Annotated in this window: 14 protein-coding genes; 5 read left to right on the forward strand and 9 right to left on the reverse strand. The window is 60.8% G+C overall.

Annotated elements, in window-relative coordinates:
• The 4 genes from AACY50_RS28800 to AACY50_RS16370 all read right to left on the reverse strand — a co-directional run.
• On the reverse strand, positions 1-142 hold a 142-nt coding region (locus tag AACY50_RS28800), incomplete at its 3' end, for a hypothetical protein (protein WP_445261491.1).
• Positions 143-381: 239 nt separating this feature from the next.
• Positions 382-1,620: a cytosine deaminase gene (gene codA, locus AACY50_RS16360; protein ID WP_339465692.1), complete on the reverse strand. Its 1,239-nt coding sequence runs from the start codon at positions 1,618-1,620 to the stop codon at positions 382-384.
• Between the two features lie 14 nt (positions 1,621-1,634).
• Positions 1,635-2,906 carry a cytosine permease gene (codB, locus tag AACY50_RS16365; protein ID WP_339465691.1) on the reverse strand — a complete coding sequence of 424 codons (1,272 nt, stop codon included), beginning with the start codon at positions 2,904-2,906 and terminating at the stop codon, positions 1,635-1,637.
• A gap of 230 nt (positions 2,907-3,136) precedes the next feature.
• Positions 3,137-3,886 carry a substrate-binding periplasmic protein gene (locus AACY50_RS16370; RefSeq protein WP_339538883.1) on the reverse strand — a complete coding sequence of 250 codons (750 nt, stop codon included), beginning with the start codon at positions 3,884-3,886 and terminating at the stop codon, positions 3,137-3,139.
• Between the two features lie 146 nt (positions 3,887-4,032).
• On the opposite strand from AACY50_RS16370, the gene dnaX reads away from it, so the two are divergent.
• The 5 genes from dnaX to AACY50_RS16395 all read left to right on the forward strand — a co-directional run bounded on the left by dnaX (position 4,033) and on the right by AACY50_RS16395 (position 9,844).
• Positions 4,033-6,132, forward strand: a complete 2,100-nt coding sequence (gene dnaX, locus AACY50_RS16375) for a DNA polymerase III subunit gamma/tau (protein WP_339538847.1) — start codon at positions 4,033-4,035, stop codon at positions 6,130-6,132.
• Between the two features lie 67 nt (positions 6,133-6,199).
• Positions 6,200-6,538, forward strand: a complete 339-nt coding sequence (locus AACY50_RS16380) for a YbaB/EbfC family nucleoid-associated protein (RefSeq protein ID WP_008088817.1) — start codon at positions 6,200-6,202, stop codon at positions 6,536-6,538.
• 260 nt (positions 6,539-6,798) lie between these two features.
• A complete protein-coding gene (locus AACY50_RS16385) occupies positions 6,799-7,833 on the forward strand; it encodes an NADP-dependent oxidoreductase (RefSeq protein WP_339432584.1) in 1,035 nt (344 codons plus the stop codon).
• Between the two features lie 66 nt (positions 7,834-7,899).
• On the forward strand, positions 7,900-8,502 hold the full coding sequence (gene recR, locus AACY50_RS16390) for a recombination mediator RecR (protein WP_339432583.1): 603 nt from the start codon (positions 7,900-7,902) through the stop codon (positions 8,500-8,502).
• Positions 8,503-8,695: 193 nt separating this feature from the next.
• On the forward strand, positions 8,696-9,844 hold the full coding sequence (locus tag AACY50_RS16395; protein WP_339538849.1) for an acyl-CoA dehydrogenase family protein: 1,149 nt from the start codon (positions 8,696-8,698) through the stop codon (positions 9,842-9,844).
• A gap of 122 nt (positions 9,845-9,966) precedes the next feature.
• Here AACY50_RS16395 and AACY50_RS16400 read toward each other — a convergent pair whose 3' ends face one another.
• The 5 genes from AACY50_RS16400 to ccoS form a co-directional block, all read right to left on the reverse strand.
• Positions 9,967-10,515: an adenine phosphoribosyltransferase gene (locus AACY50_RS16400; RefSeq protein ID WP_027921719.1), complete on the reverse strand. Its 549-nt coding sequence runs from the start codon at positions 10,513-10,515 to the stop codon at positions 9,967-9,969.
• Positions 10,516-10,593: 78 nt separating this feature from the next.
• Positions 10,594-11,328: a fumarate/nitrate reduction transcriptional regulator Fnr gene (fnr, locus tag AACY50_RS16405; protein ID WP_339432581.1), complete on the reverse strand. Its 735-nt coding sequence runs from the start codon at positions 11,326-11,328 to the stop codon at positions 10,594-10,596.
• 181 nt (positions 11,329-11,509) lie between these two features.
• The gene (gene hemN, locus AACY50_RS16410) at positions 11,510-12,892 is read right to left on the reverse strand and encodes an oxygen-independent coproporphyrinogen III oxidase (RefSeq protein WP_339432580.1); all 1,383 of its coding nucleotides are present in this window, start codon (positions 12,890-12,892) and stop codon (positions 11,510-11,512) included.
• 132 nt (positions 12,893-13,024) lie between these two features.
• Positions 13,025-13,708 carry a sulfite exporter TauE/SafE family protein gene (locus tag AACY50_RS16415; protein WP_339432579.1) on the reverse strand — a complete coding sequence of 228 codons (684 nt, stop codon included), beginning with the start codon at positions 13,706-13,708 and terminating at the stop codon, positions 13,025-13,027.
• Positions 13,701-13,913 carry a cbb3-type cytochrome oxidase assembly protein CcoS gene (ccoS, locus tag AACY50_RS16420; RefSeq protein WP_339432578.1) on the reverse strand — a complete coding sequence of 71 codons (213 nt, stop codon included), beginning with the start codon at positions 13,911-13,913 and terminating at the stop codon, positions 13,701-13,703. Before ccoS ends, AACY50_RS16415 begins: the two co-directional genes overlap by 8 nt.
• Between the last annotated feature and the right edge of the window lie 12 nt (positions 13,914-13,925).

The raw sequence follows: 13,925 nt of genomic DNA on the forward strand, positions 1-13,925 counted from the left end.
CGGGGTTTTCGCTGACCAGTTCGAGGTCGAAACGATACGGCTGGCTGATGCCTTCGGTGCCGACAAACGACAGCACTTGCAGGTCGCCCACGTAGTCTTCGACCTTGAGACTGAAGTGGGTTTCGTTGGCCAGGTTGAACATCTCAGACTCCTTGAGACAGCGCCGGTAATCCGTGGGCGTAGTGCATCTGTGTAGGGGGACGCAGATGGGAGCTGGATGTTAAACGTAAAAAGTTGCGCAAAAAGTTGCGCACATACGGTGAGGGCCCCGGTCTATGGGGGCTCCGGGAAAGTAATGCGAAATATTTCTTGGCGATGTGCCATCAGCTAGCCCAGCACAGAGCATGCTTTGCTGGGCAGTCGAGGGCATTTTTCAGCCGCTCAGGCGCTGAATTCCACCACCGGCATCTGCCGCTTCATCAATACCTTGGCGCCGCGAATCGAATACAGCGGCAGACCCTGGCTACGAATCACTTCGTAATCACTGTCCGCCGAAAGGATCAACAGGTTCGCCGGGCGCCCCGGTTCAAGGCCATAACGCTCGCCCAGATGCATGGCTTTGGCGCTGTTGTCCGTCACCAGATCCAGCGCACTTTGCAGGTTGCGGTAACCGAGCATGTGGCAGATGTGCAGCCCCGCTTCAAGCACGCGCAGGATGTTGCCGTTGCCCAGTGGGTACCACGGATCGACGATCGAGTCCTGGCCGAAGCACACGTTCATGCCGGCCTCCAGCAACTCGTTGACGCGGGTCACGCCCCGGCGTTTGGGGAAGTTGTCGAAACGGCCTTGCAGGTGAATGCTTTCGGTCGGGCACGAAACAAAACTGATCCCGGAATGGCCGAGCAGGCGGAACAGTTTGGCGCAGTAGGCGTTGTCGTAGGAGCCCATCGCGGTGGTGTGGCTGGCGGTGACGAGTGCGCCCATGTCACGGCTGCGCGCTTCTTCGGCAAGCACTTCGAGAAAGCGTGAGTGCGGGTCGTCGGTTTCGTCGCAGTGCACGTCGACCAGACAACCGGTGCGCTCGGCCAGGTCCATCAGAAACTTCACCGAACTGACGCCCTGATCGCGGGTGTATTCAAAATGTGGAATCCCGCCGACCACGTCCGCGCCCATGCGGATGGCTTCTTCCATCAACTCGCGACCGTTGCGGAATGACTCGATGCCTTCCTGCGGGAACGCGACGATTTGCAGGTCGATGAGGTGCCGGTTCTCTTCGCGCACTTCGAGCATGGCCTTGAGTGCAGTGAGTTGCGGGTCGGTGACGTCGACGTGGGTGCGTACGTGTTGAATGCCGTGGGCGGCCAGTGCCTCAATGGTTTTCTTGGCGCGGGTCTTGGTGTCTTCTTCGGTGATGGTGACCTTGCGCTCGCCCCAGCACTCGATGCCTTCGAACAGCGTGCCGCTCATGTTCCAGCGCGGCTCGCCAGCGGTGAGGGTGGCGTCGAGGTGAATGTGCGGCTCGACGAAGGGCGGCACCACCAGGTTGCCGCCGGCGTCGAGGTCGTCGGGCCCCAGGGACGGCGCTTCGGTCTGGGGGGCGATGCTGCGGATCAACCCGTCTTCGAGTTGCAGTTGGTGCAAACCTTCCTTGTGGCGCAATCGGGCGTTGATGATGTGCATCAGGCGAATCCTTTTTATAGGTCTTGTAGTGGCGCGCTGGCGCGGCGGGCGCCGAGCAGGCCGGTGACGATGACATACGTTAGCGCGGCAGCGGCAATGCCGACCAGCGGCGCGACCCATGGCGAACTGAACGCGGCCACGGTGCCGACGGCGTAAGCCCAAAGCCCCGGCCAGTTGAAGGCTGGCAGTTGTGCGTCGACCAGCCGTGGATAGCGCCCGCGCCAACGGTAGAAAAAGTCAGCCATGATCACCCCGCCAATCGGCGGGATCACCGTGCCGAGCAGAATCAGATAGGGCACCAGCATGTCGTACATGCCCAGCAGGGCGAGCAGGGTGCCGATCACCGCGCCGGCGAGGGTCACGGTCTTGCGCCGCCCGGTGCGCAGCAGGTTGCAACCGGCGACGGCGAAGTTGTAGATGGTGTTGTCCTGGGTGCTCCAGATGTTGAGCAACAGCATCGCCATCGCCGCCATGGCGAAGCCTTGCAGCAGCAAGACTTCAACCACATCCGGCTGCTGATAGACGATGGCGCCGTAGGCCCCGATCAGCACCATTAAACCGTTGCCGATGAAGAACCCGATCAGGCTGGCCAGTACGGCGACTTTTGCCGAGCGTGAGAAGCGTGTCCAGTTGGTCGCCTGTGTTGCGCCGCTGACGAAGGTGCCGAACACCAGCGTGATCGCCGTCGACCAGTCCATCGAGCCGCTCGGGACGATGCTGAGCAAACCCTCGAAACCGCCGACCTTCACCGTCGCCACCCACATCGACAGCAACAGCAGCAACATCATCGCCGGCACCGCGATGCAGGAGAGAATTTCCAGTCCGCGATAGCCGACATATGCCGTGGCGCAGAACATCAGGCCGAACAGCACCATCAAACCCAGCACCGTGCCTTGATCAAGATCGAAATATTTGCCAATCACCACCGCCGCCGTCGCGGTGCCCCAGGCGTACCAGCCGATCTGGGTGAAGCCGAGGATCAGGTCGCTGAGTTTGCTGCCGACTTCGCCGAAGCAGAACCGGCCCATCAGCACCGAGTTGAGGCCACTCTTGAAGGCGATGTAACCCAGGCCCGCCGCGTAGAGGCCCAGCAGCAAGTTGCCGACGATGATCACCGCCATCATCTCGCTAAAACTGAACGCCACGCCGAGCTTGCCACCGGCAAACATGGTGGCAGTGAAAAACGTGAAGCCCAGTAACACGATCGCCGTCGAGGCCAGGCCTTTGCGCGCGTGCATGGGGACTTCGCTGAGGGGGTAATCGTTGCCGGCATCGTTCTGCGTCATGGGGTGGTCCTTGCTGAAAAGGGGAAGACGCGGGAGGGTTGCAGTGCTCGTGCCAAATGCGGGTGGGCGCGATTATGTATAGACGAGTCGCGAGGAATGGCACGAAAGCGGTGCAGTTGAACGCACCGAGGCACAATCTGGGAGCTGTCGAGGGCGGCGGGTTTTCCGATGCACAGCGCGAAGGTTTGAGCCCGAAAAGTCCAGGCATGGAAAAGAGCGGTGGTGGCTGTTTAGTGGTGAACTTCAGAGTTGCCGGTATAGAGCCGGATAATCTGATCAATCTCCCCCGACATTTTCATCCTCAGCAACGTGCGTAAAACGCGCTGCACTGGCACCTTTGGGTCATTCCTGACATAGCAGCCCACGCTCTGCTCCTGCAGTATCGCGACACCTTGCAGTTGCTTTTCAGGCGTCAGGCGTTGGTTGAACCAGTCCAGCGTCCACTGATTGCTCACGGCATAGCGGTAACGCCTGGCCAGCAGTTTTTCCAGTACCTGTTCCTGATTTCGGGCGTCTTCGCGATGCAGTCGATCAGCATCGAACAGGTTTTGCAGGGTCGGGTAGGTGTAACCGAGCACGGTGCCGATGGATTGGCGTGGCAGTCGGTTAGTGTCGACGCGGGCAGGCTGATCCTGGTGGCTGATCAGCAAATCACGCTGAAAAAACAACGGAATGCTCCAGATGTAATCCCCGGACTGATTCGGCAGCCAGGATTGTGCGGCAAAGCAGCGCACGTCGACTCCGCCGTGTTCCATGGTGCTTTGTACGCGAGTCCGGGGCAGAACGTGGAATTCTGCCGGCACGCCGACCTGAGTCGCGAGGCTGAGCATCATGTCGTACAGAATGCCTTGGGTCGGACGACCGCGTTCAAGTTGCACCATCGGCATGGCCCAGCTATCCGGCACGGCGAAGCGCAGTGGTGTTTGCGCTGCCGTCACGCTCAAGCTGATTCCCAGCAGTGCCCCCAAGGCCCAACGCATAAACGCTCCGGTCATTTCCCGATCCCGAGCCGATAAAAGACTCCGCTCATGCAGCTTAGCCACATTAGACGAGGACACCGGATGCAATTTTGCCCTTGCTCCGCTAGCATTAGCCGCTTCAGCTTCCTTCGTTGCGACGGTTTTCGATGAGTTATCAGGTTCTTGCACGTAAATGGCGTCCGCGCTCGTTCCGCGAAATGGTCGGCCAGACCCATGTGCTCAAGGCTCTGATCAATGCCTTGGACAGCCAGCGGCTGCACCATGCGTACCTGTTCACCGGTACACGCGGGGTGGGTAAAACCACGATTGCGCGGATCATTGCCAAATGCCTGAACTGTGAGACAGGTATCACTTCCAGCCCCTGCGGCGAGTGTTCGGTGTGTCGTGAAATCGACGAAGGCCGTTTTGTCGACCTGATCGAGATCGACGCCGCGAGCCGCACCAAGGTCGAAGACACTCGCGAGTTGCTCGACAATGTGCAGTACGCGCCGAGCCGTGGGCGCTTCAAGGTCTACCTGATCGACGAAGTGCACATGCTCTCCAGCCATTCCTTCAATGCGCTGCTGAAAACCCTCGAAGAGCCGCCGCCGTACGTCAAATTCATCCTGGCGACGACTGATCCGCAGAAACTTCCGGCAACGATTTTGTCGCGTTGCCTGCAGTTCTCTTTGAAAAACATGACGCCAGAGCGTGTGGTCGAGCATTTGACCCACGTCCTCAGTGCCGAAAACGTGCCGTTCGAAGACGATGCCCTGTGGCTGCTGGGTCGCGCCGCTGACGGGTCGATGCGAGACGCCATGAGCCTGACCGATCAGGCCATTGCTTTTGGTGAAGGCAAGGTTCTGGCCTCCGACGTGCGAGCGATGCTCGGCACACTGGACCATGGTCAGGTCTATGACGTCTTGCATTCGCTGATCGAAGGTGACGCCAAGGCGTTGCTCGAAGCTGTGCGTCACCTGGCCGAGCAAGGCCCGGACTGGAATGGTGTGCTCTCGGAAATTCTCAACGTGCTGCACCGCGTCGCCATCGCCCAGGCGCTGCCCGAAGGTGTCGACAACGGTCATGGCGACCGTGATCGCGTGTTGGCATTGGCTCAGGCCTTGCCGGCCGAAGACGTGCAGTTCTATTACCAGATGGGCCTGATCGGCCGTCGCGATTTGCCGCTGGCGCCTGATCCGCGCGGTGGCTTTGAAATGGTGTTGTTGCGGATGCTGGCCTTCCGGCCCGCCGACACAGTGGACGCCCCGAGGCAACCGCTAAAGCCAGTGGGGATCAGCCAGGCCACAGTTGATTCCGCAAACGCCGTGGCTGCCGCGCCTGAAGCTGCGCCGGTGGTCGCTGCAGCTATTGCGCCGGCTCCAGCGCCGGCTGCTGCACCCGCGCCGGCTCCCGAGCCAGCGCCGGTGATTGCTCCTGAGCCGGAACCGGAACCAGAACCAGATCCTGTGCCCGAGCCTGAGCCAGTCGTCGTCGATGCCGTCGTCGACTTGCCCTGGAACGATCCGGTAGAACCCGAACCCGAACCGGCCCAGCAGCCGGCGGTCGACCCCGTGCTGGAAACCGCTGCCGAGCAGCCTGATCTGCCGCCGATGCCGTTGCCCACCCCGGACAGCGTTGTACCGGACGCGCCGGAGTGGGCCGCCGGACCGATTCCCGAGCCGTCGGTCGCCGACGTCGATGCCGCCACGCCGGGCATGGACACGGATGACGAGCCGCCGCTGGACGAGGACTACATCGAGCCGGACATGGATTCGGCATACAGCTATCTCGACGAACTGGCGAGCGAGCATGCCGCAGAACCGGCCCCGGAACCCGAGCCGGAGCCCGCAGCGATGCCGGCCACCGGTCTGGCGTTGCAATGGCTGGAACTGTTCCCGAAACTGCCGATCTCCGGCATGACGGGCAGCATCGCCGCCAACTGCACGCTGATCGCGGTTGATGGCGATCAGTGGCTGATGCACCTGGACCCGGCTCACAGCGCCTTGTTCAACGCCACTCAACAGCGTCGTCTCAACGATGCGTTGAACCAGTTCCACGGTCGCACGCTGAGCCTGACCATCGAACTGATCAAGCCCGAGCAGGAAACCCCGGCCCAGGCCGCGTCCCGTCGCCGTGCCAACCGTCAGCGCGAAGCGGAGGAGTCGATCCACGGCGATCCGTTCATCCAGCAGATGGTTCAGCAGTTCGGCGCAGTGGTGCGACACGATACTATTGAACCCGTCGACGCCTTGGTCGCCCAAGGCTAATAACTGAAGGCGCTCGTTCTCCAAGGCCGGGCGCTGTTTTGATCCAAGTACTTTTGAGGTGATTCCCATGATGAAAGGTGGCATGGCCGGCCTGATGAAGCAGGCGCAGCAGATGCAGGAAAAAATGGCCAAGATGCAGGAAGAACTGGCCAACGCCGAAGTCACCGGCAAGGCCGGCGGCGATATGGTCACCGTGGTGATGACCGGTCGTCACGACGTCAAAAGCGTGAGCATCGACCCAAGCCTGGTTGAAGGCCTGAGCGAAGACGACAAAGAGATGCTGGAAGCCGTGGTGGCTGCCGCCGTCAATGACGCCGTGCGCAAGATCGAAGCCAGCAGCCAGGAAAAAATGGGCGGCATGACCGCCGGCATGAACCTGCCAGCGGGCATGAAACTGCCATTCTGATTCGCCATTGCGCGACAGATGAGCTACACAAAGTGCCAGGCATTGCGCCTGGCATTTTTGTTTCTGGCTGATTGTTTTGCATTGGCAGGGCTGACGCCTTCGCGAGCAGGCTCGCACATTTGAAATGCGTTAACCCTGTGGGAGCGGGCTTGCTCGCGAAGAAGTCGACTCGGTCGGTCCGAATAAACATCGAACCCATCACCGCCACCCACGGTCTGCTCCCTATACCGCCGAATTCATCATTCACAGGAGACGCTGACATGTCCGACCCTCTCACCCTCAATCAACGTGTCGTCCTGGCCTCACGCCCGGTCGGTGCGCCGACCCCGGAAAATTTTCGCCTTGAGCGCGAAGCCTTGCCAGAGCTTGAAGACGGGCAGGTGTTGCTGAAAACCCTGTACCTGTCGCTTGATCCGTACATGCGCGGGCGCATGAGCGACGCTCCGTCCTACGCCGCGCCGGTGGAAATCGGTGAAGTGATGACCGGTGGTGCGGTCAGCCGAGTCGAACGCTCGACCCACCCCAAATTCCACACCGGTGATCTGGTCGTTGGCGCGACCGGTTGGCAGAGTCACAGCATCAGCGACGGGCGCAATATCATTCCGATTCCGGCAGGGTTGCCGAGCCCCTCAATGGCCCTCGGTGTGCTGGGTATGCCGGGGTTGACCGCGTACATGGGCCTGATGGATATCGGTCAGCCAAAGGCTGGGGAGACGCTGGTGGTCGCGGCGGCGTCCGGGGCGGTCGGCTCAGTGGTCGGCCAAGTGGCGAAGATCAAAGGCCTGCGCGCGGTCGGTGTGGCTGGCGGCGCCGAAAAGTGCAAATACGTGGTGGAGGTGCTGGGATTCGACGCCTGCGTCGATCACAAGGCTGCGGATTTCGCCGAGCAACTGGCGAAGGCCTGTCCCGATGGTATCGATGTCTATTACGAGAATGTCGGCGGTCATGTGTTCGAGGCCGTGGTGCCATTGCTCAATCCCAAGGCGCGCATTCCGCTGTGTGGTCTGATCGCGGGCTACAACGCCCATGAAGCCCCGCAAGGCCCGGATCGCCTGCCGATGCTGCAACGCACCCTGTTGACCAAGCGTGTGCGGATTCAGGGCTTTATCGTGTTCGATGACTACGGTGATCGTCAGCCGGAATTCATCAGCCACATGGTGCCGTGGGTGCGTGAGGGCAAGGTGAAATTCCGTGAAGACGTGGTCGAAGGCCTGGAGCAGGCACCCGATGCGTTTATCGGTCTGCTGGAGGGGCGCAACTTCGGCAAACTGGTGGTGCGGGTCGCCCAGGACTGAGTATTTGACGCTGGCCAGAGGCGCGGGTATAAACCGCGTCTCGTTGTTTTGTCGGACTTTTTACCCATGAGCTTCAGCCCTTTGATTCGCCAACTGATCGATTCCCTGCGCGTTCTGCCGGGTGTGGGTCAGAAAACCGCCCAGCGCATGGCGTTGCAGTTGCTCGAGCGTGACCGCAGCGGCGGTCTGCGTCTGGCTCAATCCCTGAGTCAGGCCATGGAAGGGGTCGGTCACTGCCGTCAGTGCCGCACGCTGACCGAAGACGATCTGTGCCCGCAATGCGCCGATACGCGCCGCGATGACACGCTGTTGTGCGTGGTGGAAGGGCCGATGGATGTCTATGCGGTCGAGCAGACCGGGTTCCGTGGGCGTTACTTTGTGCTCAAAGGTCACCTGTCGCCGCTGGACGGCCTCGGGCCTGAGGCAATCGGTATTCCGCAGTTGATGGCGCGGATCGAAGAGGCGGGCACTTTTGCCGAGGTGATCCTGGCCACCAACCCGACGGTGGAAGGTGAAGCGACGGCGCATTACATCGCGCAGTTGCTGAACAATAAAGGCTTGATCGCCTCGCGGATTGCCCACGGTGTACCGCTGGGGGGTGAGCTGGAGTTGGTGGATGGCGGTACCCTTGCACACTCGTTTGCCGGGCGTAAGCCGATCTCTCTCTGATAGTTGTGTTGCCTGATCTGAGGCCTTCGCGAGCAAGCCCGCTGCCACAATGGTTTTGTATACGCTACAAATCCCATGTGGCAGCGGGCTTGCTCGCCAATGGCGCGCCTCGGTCTGTCTGAATCAAACAATCCTGTTGAAAACCAAGCAAGCGCTCGGTTAACGTCGGTCAACCCTTCCGTGGAGTTTGCCGATGCCTGCCTTCCAGGAATACTTCGACCCCAGCCACCAATTGGTTCGCGACAGCGTCAGACGTTTCGTCGAGCGTGAAATCCTGCCGGACATCAATGAGTGGGAAGAAGCCGAAAGCTTCCCCCGTGAGTTGTATCTGAAGGCCGGTGCAGCGGGGATCCTTGGTATCGGCTACCCCGAAGCACTGGGTGGCAGCCATGAAGGCGATGTGTTCGCCAAGGTTGCCGCCAGTGAGGAATTGATGCGCTGCGGTGCTGGCGGCCTGGTGGCGGGGCTGGGTTCGCTCGATATCGGCCTGCCGCCGATCGTCAAATGGGCGCGTCCCCACGTGCGCGATCGCGTGGTGCCGCCGGTGCTCCGTGGCGAGAAAATCAGTGCGCTGGCCGTTACCGAGCCCGGCGGCGGCTCTGACGTTGCCAACCTGCAAACCCGCGCCGTGCGTGACGGTGATTTCTACCGGGTCAGCGGCAGTAAAACCTTTATCACCAGTGGCGTGCGCGCCGATTTCTATACCGTCGCGGTTCGCACCGGCGCGCCGGGTTTTGCTGGCATCAGCCTGTTGCTGATCGAGAAGCAAACGCCCGGATTCACCGTCGGCCGCCAGTTGAAGAAAATGGGCTGGTGGGCGTCGGACACGGCGGAGTTGTTCTTCGACGATTGCCGGGTGCCTGTCGACAACTTGATCGGTGCCGAGAACATGGGCTTCGCCTGCATCATGGGCAACTTCCAGAGCGAGCGGCTGGCGTTGGCGCTGATGGCCAACATGACTTCACAGTTGGCGCTGGAAGAGAGCCTGAAGTGGGCACGCGAGCGTGAGGCATTCGGCAAACCGATCGGCAAATTCCAGGTGATCAAGCACCGGCTCGCCGAGATGGCGACGGCGCTGGAAGTGTCGCGGGAGTTCACCTATCGACAAGCGGCGAAAATGGCGGCGGGGCAGAGTGTCATCAAGGAGATTTCCATGGCGAAGAACTTTGCCACGGACACCTCGGGCCGAATCACCACCGAAGCGGTGCAGATTCTCGGCGGGCTGGGTTACATGCGCGAGAGTCTGGTGGAGCGGCTGTATCGGGATAACCGCATCCTGTCGATTGGCGGCGGGACGCGGGAGGTGATGAACGAGATCATCAGCAAGCAGATGGGGCTTTGAAGGGTAGCTGAGGCTACTGCCTCTGCGCGGGCAAGCCAGTTCCCGGTGTACACAAGATTTGTGAACGACCGAAATCACTGTGGGAGCGGGCCTGCCCGCGAAGGCATCAGTACAGGCGCTACTTACTTATCGGTCAGGGCAAACTGCGTCAGGCAGAATGTCGGGATCCCCATGTCTTCCAGACGCTGCGAACCACCGAGCTCCGGCAGATCAATGATCGCCGCCGCCTCATGCACCCGAGCGCCCATCCGGCGAATCAGATTGGCCGCGGCAATCAGCGTTCCGCCGGTGGCAATCAAATCATCAAACATCACCACCGAATCGCCCTCACACAGGCTGTCGGCGTGCACTTCAAGGAACGCTTCACCGTACTCGGTCGCGTAACCCTCGGCCAGCACGTCCGCCGGCAGTTTGCCTTGCTTGCGGAACAGCACCAGCGGCTTGTTCAACTGATAGGCCAATACCGAACCGATCAAAAAACCACGGGCATCCATCGCGCCGATGTGGGTGAAGTCGGCTTCGACATAGCGGTGAGCGAAGCTGTCCATCACCAGGCGCAGGGCCGTTGGCGACTGGAAGAGGGGGGTGATGTCACGAAAGATCACGCCCGGTTTCGGGAAGTCGATTACGGGGCGGATCAGGGATTTGATGTCGAAGGAGTCGAAGACCATCGTCGAAGTGTCCTGGCAGGGCTGCAAACGGCGCAGTATACCCGCGGCTGAAACGCTTCGCTCAACCGCGGATCGAGATCAGCCCTCGAGCGAGCCACCCGCCAGCGCACACAGCTGAATCGGGTCGAGGATATGAATTTCTTTGCCCTCGGCGGCAATCAGTTCGTTTTGCTGGAAGCGGGTGAACACCCGGGACACGGTTTCTACCGCCAGCCCCAGGTAGTTGCCGATTTCATTGCGCGACATGCTCAAGCGGAACTGGTTGGCCGAGAAACCGCGAGCGCGGAAGCGGGCGGACAGGTTGACCAGGAAGGTCGCAATACGCTCGTCGGCAGTCTTCTTCGACAGCAGCAACATCATTTGCTGGTCGTCGCGAATTTCGCGGCTCATCACGCGCATCAACTGGCGGCGCAGTTGCGGCAATTGCAGGGCCAGTTCGTCGAGGCGTTCGAAAGGGATTTCGCAGACCGAGGTGGTTTCCAGGGCCTGGGCGGAAACCGGGTGTTTTTCGGTGTCCATGCCGGACAGGCCGACCAGTTCGCTGGGCAGGTGGAAGCCGGTGAGTTGCTCTTCGCCGGTATCGCTCAGGCTGAAAGTCTTCAGGGCGCCGGAGCGTACTGCATAAACGGAATCGAACGTGTCGCCCTGGCGGAACAGGAACTCACCCTTTTTCAACGGGCGGCCGCGTTTAACGATGTCGTCCAGCGCATCCATGTCTTCCAGATTCAGAGAAAGTGGCAGGCACAGAGGGGCCAGGCTGCAATCCTTGCAATGAGCCTGGGTGTGAGCGCGCAGTTTAACTGGCTCGGACATTTCTTTAATCCTTGTGGGAAAACACACATAAGCCGTAAGGGTAACTCACGGGAGGACATTCAGGCCAGCTTGTGAAGAGATTGCCCTGCGGGCATAAAGCCGCAGGGCACGCGACAGTCGAGGTGCTATCGAGTGAATCCTGAACCATCGGTTTCAAAGCGTCTGCGTAAGCAATAACAGTTCAGATCACCCGGGAAAAACGCTGGCGGTTCTGCTGTTCAAGGTAGGCGTCAAATACCATGCACACCGAGCGCACCAACAGCCGTCCGGCCGGTAAAACCTCAATACGCTCGCGACCAAGCGTGATCAGGCCATCGTTGGCCATGCCTTGCAGTTGCGGCCACAGCGCGCCGAAATACCCCTGAAAATCGATGTTGAACTGCTGCTCGATCTCGGCGAATTCCAGGCTGAAATTGCAGATCAGTTGCTGAATCACTGCGCGTCGCAGCCGATCATCGGCGTTGCACACCAGGCCCCGACTGGTCGCCAATTGCGCGGCGGCGAGGGTGTTTTGGTATTCGTTGAGATCACTGCTGTTCTGGCAATACAGATCGCCGATCTGGCTGATGGCCGATACGCCCAGGCCAATCAAGTCGCAATGACCGTGGGTGGTGTAGCCCTGGAAGTTGCGTTGCAGGGTTTGTTCTTCCTGAGCGACCGCCAGTTCATCGTCGGGCAGGGCGAAGTGGTCCATGCCGATGTAGCGGTAACCGGCGGCGGTCAGTTGCTCGATGGTGCGCTGGAGCATGTGCAGTTTTTGCGTCGGGGTCGGCAGTTCATTGCTGTTGATCCGCCGCTGCGGCATGAAGCGTTCCGGCAGGTGTGCGTAGTTGAATACCGAGAGTCGATCCGGCTGCAGGCTGATGACTTCCTCGACCGTGCGGGCGAAGTTGTCGGGGGTCTGTTTGGGCAAGCCATAAATCAGGTCAATATTGATCGAACGAAATTGCAGCGTGCGCGCCGCGTCGATCACGGCGCGGGTTTCTTCCAGGCTTTGCAGGCGATTAACCGCCCGCTGTACCGCCGGATCAAGGTCTTGCAGGCCAATGCTGACCCGGTTGAACCCCAGCTCACGCAGCAAGCCCATGGTCGACCAGTCGGCTTCACGCGGATCGATTTCGATGCCGTAATCGCCGGAGTCGTCATCCAGCAGATTGAAGTGTTTGCGCAGATGCGCCATCAGTTGGCGCAGTTCGTCGTGGCTGAGGAAGGTCGGGGTACCGCCGCCGAAGTGCAACTGCTCGACTTTCTGCGCCGGGTCGAGGTGGCAGGCGATCAGCTGGATTTCCTGCTCCAGGCGTTGCAGGTAAGGCAGCGCTCGGCCACGATCCTTGGTGATCACCTTGTTGCAGGCGCAGTAGTAGCAAATGTTCGCGCAGAACGGCACATGCACATACAACGACAAGGGGCGTAGCGCCTTGCGGCTGTCGCGCAGGGCGTGGAACAGGTCGAAGGTGCCGACCTGACTGTTGAATTGCACGGCCGTCGGGTACGAGGTGTAGCGCGGCCCCGCCAAGTCGTAGCGGCGGATCAGATCTGTGTCCCAACGAATGGCGTCGAGCATGCGGGCATTCCCCCGGGTAGGCTGGCAGTGTTGGCGAGTCTAGGGGAGGGCGCGCGCAGGCATGTTGATTTGCATCAACGGGGAGATATGTGTGGCGGGTGCGGGCTTACCCGCGAAGGTTGCGCCGCCGACTCAATGCCCCATCAACCAGTGTTGATGAGGGCCGGGCAGGGTCCAGATGCCGAACAGCATCACTAAAACCCCGCCGGTCATGCGTACGCTGCGTTTGCGCAACAACGCTGTGACGCGCTCGGCGGCGAGGCCGGTTGCGAGCAGCACCGGCCAGGTACCCAGCCCGAATGCGAGCATCAACAAGGCACTGTCCAGCGCATTGCCCTGGCTCGCCGACCACAACAGCGTGCTGTAAACCAGTCCGCAGGGCAGCCAGCCCCATAGCGCACCGAGCAATAAGGCGCGGGGCAGGCTCGACACCGGTAGCAAGCGGTTGGCTACCGGTTGAATGTAGCGCCACAAGCCGCGACCGAGGCTTTCGATGCGGGTCAGTCCGCTCCACCAGCCGGCCAGATACAAGCCCATGGCAATCAACAGCAAACCGGCCAGCACGCGCATGAACAGCGCGGCCGGGCTGTTCGCCACTGCCCAACCGGCGAGGCCGATCAGCAATCCGGCGGTGGCGTAACTGAGGATTCGACCCAGGTTGTAGGCCAGCAGCAGACGAAAGCGTCGGCTGCGTTGTTCCTTGGGGATTGCCAGCGTCAGCGCGCCCATCAAACCGCCGCACATTCCCAGGCAATGGCCGCCGCCGAGCAAGCCGAGGATCAGCGCCGACACCAGCAGGGGCGCCAATTCAAGCATGGGGTGGCGCCTTGTCGTCCGGTTTGGTTGCGTTGGCTTCGTCCACCGCAGCGGTGTGGTTGGGGTCCTGATCGTCGAACAGAATGCTGTGGGCCGGACCGTCGAGGTCGTCGTACTGACCGCTGTCCACTGCCCAGAAGAAAATGTACACGGCGATGGCCACGATCAGCAGTGCGGCCGGGATCATCACGTAGAGAGCTGGCATCTGTACTCCATG

The organism is Pseudomonas sp. RA_15y_Pfl2_54 (assembly GCF_963971015.1).
GTDB classification, from domain to species: Bacteria; Pseudomonadota; Gammaproteobacteria; order Pseudomonadales; family Pseudomonadaceae; genus Aquipseudomonas; species Aquipseudomonas baetica_A.